This window comes from Peribacillus sp. NPDC097895 (genome assembly GCF_050277555.1).
Classification (GTDB): domain Bacteria; phylum Bacillota; class Bacilli; order Bacillales; family DSM-1321; genus Peribacillus.
Window position 1 is genome coordinate 1,900,547 of record NZ_JBNNSH010000001.1, and the last position, 13,856, is coordinate 1,914,402.

12 protein-coding genes are annotated in these 13,856 nt (G+C 36.6%); 10 read left to right on the forward strand and 2 right to left on the reverse strand.

Translation table 11 applies throughout. The annotated features are described in order from the left end of the window. Positions 1-247 precede the first annotated feature (247 nt). Positions 248-637, reverse strand: coding sequence for a cupredoxin domain-containing protein (locus ACQKMH_RS09140; RefSeq protein WP_427587066.1), 390 nt, complete (start codon positions 635-637; stop codon positions 248-250). 395 nt (positions 638-1,032) lie between these two features. Between ACQKMH_RS09140 and ACQKMH_RS09145 the strand changes: the two genes are divergently transcribed. The 7 genes from ACQKMH_RS09145 (at position 1,033) to speD (ending at position 8,159) form a co-directional block, all read left to right on the forward strand. Next, positions 1,033-1,242: a DUF4158 domain-containing protein gene (locus tag ACQKMH_RS09145; protein WP_427587067.1), complete on the forward strand. Its 210-nt coding sequence runs from the start codon at positions 1,033-1,035 to the stop codon at positions 1,240-1,242. A gap of 951 nt (positions 1,243-2,193) precedes the next feature. Beyond that, the gene (locus tag ACQKMH_RS09150; protein ID WP_427587069.1) at positions 2,194-3,369 is read left to right on the forward strand and encodes an acyl-CoA dehydrogenase family protein; all 1,176 of its coding nucleotides are present in this window, start codon (positions 2,194-2,196) and stop codon (positions 3,367-3,369) included. Between the two features lie 344 nt (positions 3,370-3,713). Beyond that, complete coding sequence (locus tag ACQKMH_RS09155) at positions 3,714-4,868, forward strand: betaine/proline/choline family ABC transporter ATP-binding protein (RefSeq protein WP_427587070.1); 1,155 nt, start codon at positions 3,714-3,716, stop codon at positions 4,866-4,868. Between the two features lie 11 nt (positions 4,869-4,879). Next, the gene (locus ACQKMH_RS09160; protein ID WP_427587071.1) at positions 4,880-5,533 is read left to right on the forward strand and encodes an ABC transporter permease; all 654 of its coding nucleotides are present in this window, start codon (positions 4,880-4,882) and stop codon (positions 5,531-5,533) included. A gap of 11 nt (positions 5,534-5,544) precedes the next feature. Next, the gene (locus tag ACQKMH_RS09165) at positions 5,545-6,462 is read left to right on the forward strand and encodes an osmoprotectant ABC transporter substrate-binding protein (RefSeq protein ID WP_427587072.1); all 918 of its coding nucleotides are present in this window, start codon (positions 5,545-5,547) and stop codon (positions 6,460-6,462) included. Positions 6,463-6,479: 17 nt separating this feature from the next. Next, positions 6,480-7,142 (forward strand): ABC transporter permease, encoded by a 663-nt coding sequence (locus ACQKMH_RS09170; protein ID WP_427587073.1) that lies wholly within the window; start codon positions 6,480-6,482, stop codon positions 7,140-7,142. A 183-nt stretch (positions 7,143-7,325) separates the two neighbouring features. Beyond that, entirely contained in the window at positions 7,326-8,159 is an 834-nt protein-coding gene (gene speD / locus ACQKMH_RS09175; RefSeq protein WP_427587074.1) for an adenosylmethionine decarboxylase, read from the forward strand. 25 nt (positions 8,160-8,184) lie between these two features. Here speD and ACQKMH_RS09180 read toward each other — a convergent pair whose 3' ends face one another. Beyond that, the gene (locus ACQKMH_RS09180; RefSeq protein ID WP_427587557.1) at positions 8,185-9,210 is read right to left on the reverse strand and encodes a YeiH family protein; all 1,026 of its coding nucleotides are present in this window, start codon (positions 9,208-9,210) and stop codon (positions 8,185-8,187) included. 133 nt (positions 9,211-9,343) lie between these two features. Between ACQKMH_RS09180 and ACQKMH_RS09185 the strand changes: the two genes are divergently transcribed. The 3 genes from ACQKMH_RS09185 to ACQKMH_RS09195 all read left to right on the forward strand — a co-directional run bounded on the left by ACQKMH_RS09185 (position 9,344) and on the right by ACQKMH_RS09195 (position 13,853). Continuing rightward, on the forward strand, positions 9,344-10,234 hold the full coding sequence (locus ACQKMH_RS09185) for a selenium metabolism-associated LysR family transcriptional regulator (RefSeq protein ID WP_427587075.1): 891 nt from the start codon (positions 9,344-9,346) through the stop codon (positions 10,232-10,234). Positions 10,235-10,472: 238 nt separating this feature from the next. Then, complete coding sequence (locus ACQKMH_RS09190; RefSeq protein ID WP_427587076.1) at positions 10,473-11,384, forward strand: hypothetical protein; 912 nt, start codon at positions 10,473-10,475, stop codon at positions 11,382-11,384. A 546-nt stretch (positions 11,385-11,930) separates the two neighbouring features. Continuing rightward, positions 11,931-13,853, forward strand: coding sequence for an asparagine synthase-related protein (locus ACQKMH_RS09195; protein ID WP_427587077.1), 1,923 nt, complete (start codon positions 11,931-11,933; stop codon positions 13,851-13,853). Positions 13,854-13,856: the final 3 nt, after the last annotated feature.

Here is a 13,856-nt window from a genome sequence, read left to right on the forward strand (position 1 = left end):
CTTTCCACCTCATTCTATATGGTTTATACGTTACCATACATAATATTATATTTACCATTTATTAGAGGTGGAACAATTATTAATAATCCAAACATCAATATCCTGTGTAATGAAAAATCTCTCTAAAACTTAACCGATCATACAAGTAGGGGAACGTCTGTTTGTTGGGCTGTTATGATGTTGTCTGGGTAATAATAAGTAATCTCCTTTGCCTATTAAAAAGACAAGGCCTAATTGGCCCTGCTTTTTATTTGACCATTACTTTTCCAACCATTCCTTCTTGGAAATGGTACCGGCATATCAGGTCATATGTACCTGGCTGATTCGGTTTCACGGTAATGTTTCTTTCTTGACCTGGCTGGACTTCGGCGTCAATTCCGAGCTTTTCCAGTGTGAAAGTGTGCTTTTTCTTCCCTTTGTTTTTCAATATCAACGTTTTGCTTGTTCCATTCGGAATAGTGATGACTTTCGGATTAAAGTAATCATCGTTCAACTCGACCTCAATCGATTTCTCCGTCTCCACTGGCTGAGTTACAACAACGGATTCGGCAAATACGCAGAGTGAGCCTAGAGTTGTCACAACTACAACCATTGCAAGCACAACGACCAATCCTGTTACCCACTTTTTCACAGACATTCGCATTCCCCCCTTCCTTAAACACTATTTTTTTCCAATTCATAAAATATTATTACTATAAATTTGGTTGCAACGTGCTTTGAAAAATAGTAACTTTTTTATCTGAAACAGTGAAAAGAAAAAGATCGACTCAAATGACGATCTGTTGGAATCTATTCTTATGCAACTGAACTGCCCGTTTGCTCAAATAAGTGTGTTCAGAAAAGGACGAGTTTTGGAACAAATCATAACTTAAATATGATTAGGATTAAAAAAATATTTATAAGGATTGATTGATCTTGAGTGTGAAAGAACCGCTAACCTCAGAACACAGAAAGGAAATTCTGGACCTTATTCATTTATCAGAATTTGAATTTACTTCTTATTAGAGTCGATAGGTCTAGGATATTGATAGTATGAATCGTCATAGAAGAGACCATAATCGTTTGGGGTCCGAACTTCAATTATGCCATCTTAGATACCCTGGTTGTACTGAAACTAATATGTTAGAAATACCGATAACCTTATTACATGTAGTTAAACAAATTGATGTAAATCAACTACAAAGAGGCAGTGCATTCAATAGATTAATCTATGCAATAGTGTATGAAATACGGGCTATTTAACTGAAGGGACAAAGGAATTCAAGAAAAATAAAGACCTAAAAGAAGAATGACTTCCACATATTTTACCTCTAGGGTGGGAACATATTAATTTTCTTGCAGAATATGAATTTGACTCAAATAGATTACCAGAAACTAAGACCCTTAAATGAAAACTAATCTGCAACTCTTAAGTAATTACTAGATGGGAAATGTGAGAATACTATCACAATTTTCTTCTTTAACTGTTTTTTAAGTAAAAGATAGGAGATTTCACTTAGGTATCTTTATTTGTTGAAATAATGAGACAAGATAATCGAACAAAAGGGAACTTTCACCTTCCAGTTATTTAATATGTTGGAGGGAAGAGGCGGTAAAATATAAAAATATTATGTAAATCTAAACTGGATTTCTCTACTAGGGAGACGAGCATGGACTTAAGTTACGGTGCAGATGAATAGAGTACGAAGTAATAGCAGAAGTAAACATCTTGCAAAAGGCTGAAATCGACAAAAAAGAATATCATAAAGCAAGACAGAAGACTAAAATCAAAAGAATTTCGTCAGTATATCGCAAATTCTTTCTAGAAGTCTATGATACTCTAAATAACGAACAGTCACCAAAAAGGGGGTTTTTTAATCAAATCTTATTTTAAGGCATTAAATATTTTAAAAATAACCTCGCCAGAATATACATACAAACCATATTAAGCAGTTAAGTATAAATCATATTCTTTCGTGAGGAATTTTTCAATAAATTAATCAAAGATGAACTCCGGATGGAAAAAATTAGTTTTTTAAAGGGGAATTTAATCTTTTGTTGAAATGAATATCATGGGCAATTTTAGCAGCTCGACCAATTGAAACCGCTTGCAACAATATATCAAACATCATCAATCTTGATCATCGTAGGAGAATATATGATATTTTCACATTGAAGTACTTAACAAAATCATTATATGATGGAGGTAAACCTATGATTAGTACAATGATGATCAATAAGGATAGTTCACGTTCGTTTCTAACCGAGGAACATTTATTTTTTAAGCAGTCATTTCGTGATTTTCTAAACAAGGAAGCTGTCCCATTTTATGATCAGTGGGAAAAAGAGGGGGGAATACCTCACTCTTTTTGGAAAAAGCTTGGGGACAACGGGTTTTTATGTCCTTGGATTGATACAGAATTTGGTGGGTTAGGAATCGATTTTGGATATTCAGTTGTATTGGCAGAAGAATTGGAGACAGTTGGAAGGGATTTAGGGGGAATATCACTGCATTCTGATGTTGTGGCCCCTTATATATCATCATTCGGTACAATTGATCAAAAGCAAAAATATTTACCGAAGTTCATTACAGGAGATTTGATTTCTGCCGTTGCAATGTTAGAGCCAGGCTTGGATTCGGAATTAGCGAATATCCAAACCACAGCCATTAAGAAGGATGGATATTATATCGTCAATGGGGCCAAAACATGTATCACAAATGGCTTTAAAGCGGACTTAATGATTGTAGCATGCAAAACTGCCCTTGATGATGTTCCTTCTTATGACGGGATTAGTTTGTTGCTCATTGACAACGATACACCAGGTTTTTCTAGAGGTAGAAAGTTTGAAAAAGGTGGTCAGGTTAGCTCAGACACAGCAGATCTATTTTTCGATGATGCAATAGTTCCTGTTGGGAACCTCCTTGGGGAGGAAGGAAAAGGTCTTTCATATATCATGCAAAAACTTCAGCAGGAAAGACTTATGTGTGCGATTCAAAATATAGTGACAGCAAAAGACATGTTCCACTTAACAATGAACCATATAAAAGAACGAGAAGCATTTGGAAAGAAAAAAAATCAATGTAAAAATATACAGTTTACCATTGCAGAAGTAGCAACCGATATTCAATTGGGCAGAACGTTTATCGATGATTTGATCTGTAAACATATGGATGGGGAGAATATCTTCACTGAAGTATCGATGGCAAAGTATTGGATCACGGAGATGTCCAAGCGAATATCTGAAAAGTGCATGCAGTTACATGATGCGTACGGAACTATGAGTAACTATAAAATTACACGAAAGTATCGAGATATTCCTGTGACAACCATTTATACAGGTTCGGATGAAATCGTGAAAATCCTCATCACCAAAAATATCGGGTTTTAATTCATTTTTTCTAATAGAAAACAATTAACTATTCCTATCCAATTTATCATGGTAATCGCTGTTTATAGAATAAGGTTAATATAAAGCGTCCAATTAAAAAATCTTAACAAGACAAGGATTTACAAAAACCCTTTAAAAAATGGGGGAATCATCCTATTTTGAGACTACCTTTATCATTATGAGGTAGTTTTTTTATTCCATATATTCAAAATAATTACAAAGGACTAGTTTTTTTATTAAAAAGGTTTAATCGATTTATCATATGGGTAAAAGAGACTGTGCATATAATAGCGAAATGTATTTGTAAAATTTGTAATTGTATGCGAATGATGGAGGTGCTTATTGTGTTAAAAATCGAAAACGTATCGAAAATCTATAAGGGAGGAAAGAAAGCTGTAAATGACATATCATTGGATATTAAAAAAGGGGAGTTCATTTGCTTCATTGGTCCGAGTGGCTGTGGTAAGACAACGACAATGAAAATGATTAACCGTCTAATTGAACCATCTGAAGGTAAGATTCTAATAAACGGTGAAAATATAATGGATAAAGATCCAGTCGAGTTAAGACGACAGATCGGGTACGTAATCCAGCAGATCGGACTTTTCCCTCACATGACGATTCTTGAAAATATCACCCTCGTTCCAAAACTCCTTAAATGGAATGATCAGAAGAAAAAAGAACGTGCACTAGAATTGCTTCAGCTAGTTGATATGGGTCCGGAATACTTAGAAAGGTATCCCTATGAATTGAGCGGCGGGCAGCAACAAAGGATAGGCGTCCTCAGAGCTCTTGCTTCCAATCCACCTCTCATTTTAATGGATGAACCTTTTGGAGCGCTAGATCCGATCACCCGAGATGCCCTTCAGGAGGAATTTAAAAATCTGCAACGCACACTTAATAAAACGATTGTTTTTGTTACCCATGATATGGATGAAGCCATTAAACTAGCCGACAGGATCGTTATATTAAAGGCTGGTGAAATCGTCCAAGTGGGAACACCGGATGAAATCCTCAGAAACCCAGCCAATGAATTCGTTGAAGAATTCATCGGGAAAGATCGATTGCTTCAAACGAGACCTAATGTTGAGTTGGTTGAACAAATCATGAGTCGTAATCCCATATCCATTACAGAGGAAAAGTCACTCACAGATGCTATTACGATCATGCGAGAGAAAAGGGTCGATTCTTTACTGGTGGTCGATGAGCAAAATGTTCTGAAAGGGTTCGTAGATGTAGAAACGATCAGTGAATATCGGAAAAAAGCTAAATTTATCAGTGAAGTCATCAATACTGAAGTCTATTCAGTGAAACAAGATACCCTAATCCGTGATTCCGTTCAGAAAATATTAAAACGGGGATTCAAATACGTGCCGGTAGTTGACCAGAATAAACATTTGGTCGGAATTGTCACCAGGGCAACATTGGTCGACATCGTATATGACAGTATATGGGGAGAGGAAGAAAATCAAATGGCTGAAATGGCTGAAATGTTCTAGGAGGTGTAGAGATGGAAACATTGCTCGTTTTTTTACAAACGAATTGGCAAGAATTGATTTATAAAGCATGGGAGCATTTATACATATCCATGATCGCTGTGTTCCTTGGAATAATCGTCGCAGTACCACTTGGCATTATGTTGACTCGAATGAAAAGGAGCGCCTCCATTATAATTGGAATTGCAAATATTATGCAGACGCTGCCGAGCCTTGCAGTTCTCGCCTTTTTCATTCCTTTCCTCGGTGTCGGGAAAACACCCGCAATTATTGCGTTATTTTTCTATTCTGTTTTACCCATACTCAGGAATACATACACAGGCATCAAAGGCGTAAATGAAAATCTGCTGGAATCCGGACGTGGCATCGGGATGACAAGCTGGGAGAGAATTCGTCTGGTTGAATTCCCGCTTGCGCTCCCCGTCATTATGGCTGGTATCCGAACGGCTTCCGTTTATTTGATTGGATGGGCCACCTTGGCTTCTTTTATTGGAGGCGGAGGACTTGGCGATTACATTTTTATCGGTTTGAATTTATACCAAACAGAATATATCATCGCAGGTGCCGTTCCCGTAATCATCATGGCTATCCTTGTGGATTATGTATTCACGATCATTGAACGAAAAGTCGTACCAAAAGGGTTAAAAGGTATGAAGGATGTTGCTTGAGGAGGGATACCATGTATAAAAAAATAAGAAGTTCAGTTTTAATCGTCCTGATAGTTTGTTCATTAATCATCAGCGGCTGCTCCTTGCCTGGGTTAGGGTCATCTTCCGAAACGACGGTAAAGATTGGTGCTCAAAGTATGACCGAATCCGAAATCCTGGCGAATATGATTGCTCAACTCCTTGAGCGGAATACGGAACATGATACGAAAATCATCAAAAATTTAGGGTCGAATTTCGTTCAGCAAAAAGCGATGGAGAGCGGTGATATAGATATAGCCGCCACACGCTATACGGGAACGGACTTAACGAGCGTTCTTGGACAAGAAATTGAAAAGGATCCAGTAAAGGCAATGGAGATTGTTCAAAGGGAATTTAAAAAACAATATGAATTTAAATTTTTTGATTCTTATGGCTTTGATAATACATATGCCTTTACGATTTCAAATGAATTGGCAGAGAAAAAAGGTTATCAGAAAATATCTGATTTGGAAAAGGATGCCGATCATTTAAGGTTAGGTGTCGATAGCGCTTGGTTGAAAAGAAAAGGGGATGGCTATCAAGGGTTTGTCGATACATATGGTTTAGAATTTGGGGAAACGTATCCGATGCAGATTGGACTGGTATACGATGCAGTCAAAAATGGGCAGATGGATATTGTCCTTGCATATTCCTCAGATGGCCGGATTAAGGTGAATGATTTGAAGCTATTAGAAGATGACAAACAATATTTCCCTCCCTATGATTGTTCTCCAGTCGTTACTGAAGACTTATTGGAACGGTATCCGGAGATAGAAGATGAACTTAACAAGTTAATTGGCGAAATTAATACCGAAACCATGCAGGAATTGAATTATGAAGTCGATGGAAACTTGAAAGAACCATCGGTCGTAGCAACGGAATTCCTCAAAGCACATAAATATTTTGAATAAATGGGAGGTGCAAACTAATGGAAACTTTACAACAGCTGGGAACTTATTATTCCCAAAATTGGATGTATGTACTTACAGAGTTTTATCGTCACTTTTTAATGTCCGCTTATGGTGTATTATTTGCAGCAATCATAGCGATCCCGGTAGGCATTTTCATCGCAAAACATAATAAACTGAGTAAGTGGGTATTTTCGATCACAAATGTCATCCAAACTACACCAGCATTGGCTCTGCTTGCTCTACTTATGCTAGTGATGGGATTAGGAACAAGTACTGTAATTTTGTCATTGTTTTTATACTCCTTGCTGCCAATCATGAGGAACACGTATGTCGGAATTATAAATATAGATCATGCGTATTTAGAATCCGGTAAAGCAATGGGCATGACGAAGTTCCAGTTATTAAGAATGGTCGAACTGCCATTATCCCTATCTGTCATCATGGCTGGTTTACGTACAGCGCTTGTTGTGGCAATAGGAGTAACTGCCGTTGGTACATTCGTAGGTGCAGGCGGTCTCGGGGATATCATTGTCAGGGGAACCAATGCTTCAAATGGGACTGCAATCATACTAGCGGGAGCAATCCCGACGGCTTTGATGGCCATTCTGTCAGATCTTTTACTCGGTTGGCTGGAACGAGTGCTTTCACCGATAAAAAAGAAAAAAATTCATACAGTCTAAACAAAGCACGACAGAAAAAAAGCCATTGCATGTTTCATGCAATGGCTTTTTTCTAACGTATTTTTAGCGAAAATTTCTAGTACCATTAGAAATTGGAAGTTGAACTTATCCTGTCTTGTTTTTTATATTACAAAAAGGGTAACTATAAGGGTAGTCGTAAAAAAAATATAAGGGGAATCGATCATGAAACTAACACCGGAGCAACGAATTGAACTTCATGGATTTAATAATCTTACGAAATCTTTAAGCTTTAATATGTATGATATTTGTTATACAAAAACGAGGGAAGAGAGAGAGGCTTATCTTGATTATATTGATGAACAATACAATGCGGAGAGGCTTTCGAAGATTTTGCATAACGTTTCCGATTTAATTGGAGCGCATGTTTTAAATACGGCCAAGCAGGATTATGTCCCACAAGGCGCCAGTGTAACCATACTTGTTTCAGAAGGTCCTGTCGTTGAGGTACCTACTGGGACTTATGAGGAATCACCAGGGCCTCTACCTGATAATGTGGTCATGCAACTGGACAAAAGCCACATAACTGTACATACATACCCTGAATTTCATCCAAATGAAGGCATTAGCACCTTCAGGGCGGATATCGATGTCTCTACTTGTGGTGAGATTTCTCCGCTTAAAGCCCTTAATTATCTCATACATTCCTTCGATACTGACATTATCACGATCGATTACCGTGTAAGAGGGTTTACCAGAGATAAAAATGGCCGGAAATTGTTTATTGATCATGATATTAATTCGATTCAAAACTATATCCCCGAAGAAGTAAAGGGGTTATATGACATGATAGATGTAAATGTATATCAGGAAAATATATTCCATACGAAATGTAAACTAAAAAGGTTCGATATTAATGATTATTTATTCGGTTATACCGAGGAAAAACTAAATACAGAGGAACGGCAGGAAATAATAGAAAGGCTTCAAACGGAGATGGATGAAATTTTTTATGGTGCAAATGTTCCCCATCCATTAGAGAAAAACAAGCATCCCTAATAAGGGGATGCTTGTTTAGCTAATGTTAATTTAAATGGAAAACCAGGACCAATCCATACCCGAGGCATGTTAATAGAATAGAGCCTATCAGCCCTGCGACAAAAGGTTTTCCGCCATATTTCTTAAAGGTTACAAGGTCAATATTCAATCCTAGTCCGGCCATTGACATAGCCATGAGGATATAAGAAAGCATAACAAGCTTTTCGGCTATAGACTCAGGAACAGCACCTGAGGAATAGAGAGCGCTCATGAATAAAAATCCAAAAATAAACCAAGGTATCTGAATGGATTTCCAAGAAGATTTCTTTCCGTTATCCCGGGATCGCTCTTTCCAATTCATGATGAATCCAATTATCATGGCAACAGGGATAAGTAGGGCCACTCTTGTTAACTTGACCATGACAGCTAAATCCACTGCCTCATTTCCCCCTGGTGCTGCTGCCGCGATGACGTGAGCAATTTCATGGAGTGTCGCACCTGAAAATATACCATATCCATTATTGGATAACTCCAATAATGGATATAGGATCGTATAGCCGAAAGTGAAGGTTGTACCTAATACAGCAACCGTCGCTACAGCTATTGCGGTATCTTTTTCTTTTGCTTTTATTTGAGAGGAGATTGCCAGGATGGCAGCAGCTCCACAAATTCCCGTTCCGCAAGCGGTCAATATGCCTAGCTTTTTCTCAACTTTAAATAGGCGCGTCAGTCCATAAACTACTAATATAGCAAATACAAGACAAATGGCACCAACCGAAAATGTTTTCGGACCGGCATTAAAAATATCCTTTAAGTTCAAGCGCATTCCTAATAAGATAATGCCCATTCTCAAAAGTACTTTACTTGAATAATTTGTCCCTGCAACGGCGTAAGCTGGGACGCCAATTATCGATTTCCAAACAACACCAATCATTATCGCAATGACTAACTGTCCCATTATATGAAGAAATGGAAGCTCAGCTAAGTATTTTGCTGCAAGTGCAATTAGCAAAGTCAATGCTATTCCTTTTGTAAATCCAAGTTTTTTTGTTTTAACGTTTGTTTGTTCCAGTGTGATCACTCCATCAATGTTGATGCCTTAACTTTAATGCTTAATTAAAAATAAGTGAAATATATTTTTGCTATATCAATGATTACTCCTACTTATGATAAAATGAATCGCATAGGTAAATAGGGAGGTAACTATGGATCCGTTAAAAGTATTCGTAACCGTAATCGAACAGAAAAACTTTTCAAGAGCAGGGGATATTCTGAACCTGTCGCAGCCAGGAGTCAGTCTTCATATAAGAAATCTGGAAAACGAGTTAGGAACGAAATTAATTTATCGTTCCCCCAAACAAGTACAAATAACAGAGCCGGGAAAAATTTTGTATAGACATGCAAAGCAAATGCTTAATCATTATGAAACAGCAAAAAGAGAAATAAATGAATTTAATAACGTGGTTAGCGGAACGATGAAAATTGGGGCAAGCTTCACGATAGGGGAATATTACCTTCCAAAAGTTTTAGCAGAATATGCAGCTCAATATCCGCTGGTGGACATACAAATCATCATCTCGAATTCTAATGAAGTCATCCAAGGGATACGTTCCAATCAGATTGATATAGGTTTGATTGAAGGGGAAACGGATTATAAAGATATCGATGTCATCCCATTCATGAAAGACGAAATGATTGTCGTCGTTCCTCCAGTCCATCCACTTTCACAGATGGATATTATTGAGGGTGCCATGCTGCAAAACCAAATATGGATACTTAGGGAGCATGGATCGGGAACTCGTACATATTCGGATAAACTACTGAGCAGCCTGGAGCTAAGCATCAAGCGAAGCTTTATTTTCACCAGTATCCAAGGAGTGAAAGAAGCGGTGATGGCAGGACTTGGCATTGCCCTGTTATCCAGATTGACTGTACAAAAAGAATTGAAATCCAATGAGTTGAAAACCTTTCATGTGAAAAATGAACCCATTATCAGACCTTTTTCCATCGTGAAAAAGAAAGACTTTGAAGCATCAAAAGCCATGGAGTTGTTCTTAAGGAAGGTCGAAGAATATGCGATAAAAGGGCCCTCCTAAAAAAAACCTAAACATTTGCTCATCCTTTCATAATGAAGAGGGTGGGCATTTTTAATGACGAAATATTTTTAAATTTAATGAAAACGTCGAAAGTATTTTGGAATATGTCAATCAATAAGCTAATTTTACGTATTTTCACATTATTGCAAACATATAAATTAAATAGGTAATCTCCAGGAACTTTAAAGTCCCTGTTTGACTATTCCTGATATTAATAATCTTAAAAGGAGCAACCACATTGGCTATAGAGGAGCAGAAAGATAAGCGGATTTCTGTTTTCGACAGGATTATAGGATTCATGCCAAAATTTTATGTGATAGGAACCATTTTAATTTTTGTATATACGCTAGTAGCGATGGCTCATTTAGGTATCCAAACTTTGAATAAGCCAGAGGAAGCCGTGGGTCCTGCCACAAATCCTCCAATTTCTCAGGGCTTTGAATATACATTGATAACATTAATCATCGAACCGATCGTAACGTCTGAATTTTATCAAATCATCTTTAACACTTTATTTCTTTACCTTGTTTGGATACTGCTTTTCCTATTAGCACCGATTGCTTTTTACCGATTAAAGCACTTTAAGTTTTTTAATATCGAAATTGAAATTGAAAAACAAGATGCAGCCGTTTATGAAGTATTCAGCATGAGCAGTTCGAAAATGAAATTTGCAGCGTATTTAACTTCTGAAGAATATCAATTGGAGATATCAGAGGAAATTGCCAATAGCAAGGATTTTAAATCACCCTTAATCTATACACTGGACAGCGCAGTGGACTTTTATTCCAATCAATTGGGACTTACCTTCACTTATGATATATATACCTTGAACCAATTCAAGAAAGCAAAACTGCCTAAATCCATTAAAGCGATGCTTGATAAGTCGATCCAAACTGGAGATCCATGCATCACGAACAAAAGTAACAGTGATAGTGAATATTACAAGAACTTCCTCCTGCATTATTTTGAGAACATGGATGGGAAATTTGTCACCGTCCTTAATAGCTATCAAACGGAATTTGATACGTTCGATAAATCACTACTCAAGATCCTGCAAAATGTCATATACGATTACTATCTTCAGTATAACTATATTTATGAAGTAAGCGAGAAGATGGAGAAGAATGAAGAGATTTCCCAAAGTAAATAAAAAAACCACCCTACAAGTGGTTATTTTTTTTGGAAAGATGATTGTTAATTATATTCTGGACAATTACATTATTACCAATGAGCTCAGACGATTTCTTTACGTGTTGTTCCCGAAAATCCATGTTCTTTATTTTCTTAGACTTTTTCCCATTTTTAAAATTATTGAAGGCATTTAAAAAGGCTATCTGAATCACTCCCCTTATAGATTAGTATATTCATATTTTGGATAAAATTTCATGAAAACCCCCATTTTATTAAAAAATGTTAATGTGGTTTCCTTTATGATGTTCCGCGTTCAATATAGTATGAAAAGATGATTTCCGAAAAATAAAATAAATGTCAATAAAAAAGGAAAATCAAAATATTCATAAAATTTATTTGTTGTATATTGACAGTTGATTAACTAAGGTGGTACTTTATACATAGGATGTTCTTTATAAAGAACAAACTTTGAAAGGTTACAAGAATTATGGTTAGTGAAGTTCTTTTTTAAGTACAAATCTTGTGATTTATTTTATCATGAATGTTCACCGGCAGGAGGAGAAAAATGAGCGCAATCGCTGGCCTCTATCATTTAAACCAAGAACCGATTAATCTCCATCATGGAGAAATATTAATGAAATCATTACATAAATTTCCCGCCGACAGCATTCAAATATGGAATGATGAGAGAGTCCTATTTGGCTGTCATAACCAATGGATTACCCCTGAGTCGGTGAATGAAACTCTGCCGTTTTATGATTATGCGAGACAGCTTGCCATTACTGCCGACGCAATCATTGATAATCGGGAAGAATTATTTGTACGATTACAGGTTAAGAATTCTGACCGACTGAATATGACGGATAGTCAATTAATTCTGCTTGCCTATTATAAGTGGGAAGAGGAAACACCAAAGTATTTAGTGGGTGAATTCGCTTTCATGATTTGGGATCCAAAACAACGTAAATTGTTCGGAGCTCGTGACTTTTCAGGAAGTCGCACTCTTTATTACTTTAAAAATCAAGATAAATTAGCATTTTGTACAACAGTTGAACCGTTGCTTAAATTGCCATATATAGATAAGAGGTTGAATGAGGAGTGGTTATCGGAGTTTTTGGCCATTCCCATTAATGTTGAATCAGTAGATTCCTCTTCAACCGTTTATCAGAACATAAAACAGATACCCCCTTCACATTCAATAACGATCCTTGATGGAAATATAACGTTTTCACGGTATTCCTTTATTAAAAACGAAGTAAAGCTAAAGTTAAAGACCAATGAAGAATATGAGGAAGCTTTCCGAGAAGTTTTCGATAAAGTAGTGAGATCCAAATTAAGGACCACATATAATATTGGTTCACATTTAAGTGGTGGACTAGACTCAGGATCCGTCGTTAGCTTTGCATCCAAGGCTTTAAAGGAGCAAAAAAAACAGTTATATACATACAGCTATATACCAGTTGAGGATTTTGTTGATTGGACATCCAAAAGTAGAGTAGCTGATGAAAGGCCTTTTATTTCTTCTACTGTTGAATATGTAGGAAATATCAAGGATCACTATTTGGATTTTAAAGATAAAAGCCCTTTATCAGAGGTGGATGATTGGCTTGATGTACTTGAAATGCCTTATAAATATTATGAAAATAGTTATTGGCTAAAAGGAATTTATGAGCAGGCAGCACAAGAAAATATCAGAGTGCTTCTTAATGGTCAAAGAGGGAATTGGACCATATCATGGGGCCATGCTTTAGACTATTTAGCTAGTTTATTAAGGCAGTTTAAATGGTTTCATTTATACAAAGAAGTATATTATTTCAGTGAAAATCATGGAGTGAACAAATCAAGAGTTATGACAGCGGTAAGAAAAAAAGCCTTCCCACCATTATCTTCAGCGGAAGCACCGTATCCTATGTTAATCAACCCTGAGTTCGCAAGAAGAACAAAAGTATTTACCAAATTAGAAGAACACAATATTGATGTTGAAGGTATTATCAATACAAATGCATTTGCGATGAAAAAAACGCAATTTGAACAATTATACTATTGGAATATAAACGGTAATATTTCTACGAAGCTATCGTTAAGGCATTCTATAGCTGAGCGTGATCCAACCAACGATCTTCGTATCATCCAATTTTGTAATTCCGTTCCTGAATCACAATACGTCTTAAATGGTCAGGATCGCTCCTTAATTAGAAGAGCCACTAAGGGTTATCTGCCTGATAAAGTTAGGTTGAATGATAAAACCCGCGGGATCCAAGGCTCTGATGGAATTCATAGAATGGCATCATCGTGGAGATCATTTATAGATGAAATGCATAGTCTCAGTAAAGATGAAGTCATGGCTGAATTTTTAAATATGGATGAAGTTAAAAAAGCACTTACTAGCATCGAAGAAAACCCCCTACCAGAAAGAGTATTTGATGATGATTTCAGGATATTAATGCGAACCTTAATCGTTTCACGATTTATAAAAAAACATTTTTGAAGG

Excerpts from the sequence above, each read along its gene's own strand:
- speD (WP_427587074.1), top strand. The coding sequence starts at position 7,326 with ATGAAACTAACACCGGAGCAACGAATTGAACTTCATGGATTTAATAAT.
- ACQKMH_RS09145 (WP_427587067.1), top strand. The coding sequence starts at position 1,033 with ATGAATCGTCATAGAAGAGACCATAATCGTTTGGGGTCCGAACTTCAA.
- ACQKMH_RS09160 (WP_427587071.1), top strand. The coding sequence starts at position 4,880 with ATGGAAACATTGCTCGTTTTTTTACAAACGAATTGGCAAGAATTGATT.
- ACQKMH_RS09185 (WP_427587075.1), top strand. The coding sequence starts at position 9,344 with ATGGATCCGTTAAAAGTATTCGTAACCGTAATCGAACAGAAAAACTTT.
- ACQKMH_RS09165 (WP_427587072.1), top strand. The coding sequence starts at position 5,545 with ATGTATAAAAAAATAAGAAGTTCAGTTTTAATCGTCCTGATAGTTTGT.
- ACQKMH_RS09170 (WP_427587073.1), top strand. The coding sequence starts at position 6,480 with ATGGAAACTTTACAACAGCTGGGAACTTATTATTCCCAAAATTGGATG.
- ACQKMH_RS09150 (WP_427587069.1), top strand. The coding sequence starts at position 2,194 with ATGATTAGTACAATGATGATCAATAAGGATAGTTCACGTTCGTTTCTA.
- ACQKMH_RS09195 (WP_427587077.1), top strand. The coding sequence starts at position 11,931 with ATGAGCGCAATCGCTGGCCTCTATCATTTAAACCAAGAACCGATTAAT.
- ACQKMH_RS09140 (WP_427587066.1), bottom strand. The coding sequence starts at position 637 with ATGTCTGTGAAAAAGTGGGTAACAGGATTGGTCGTTGTGCTTGCAATG.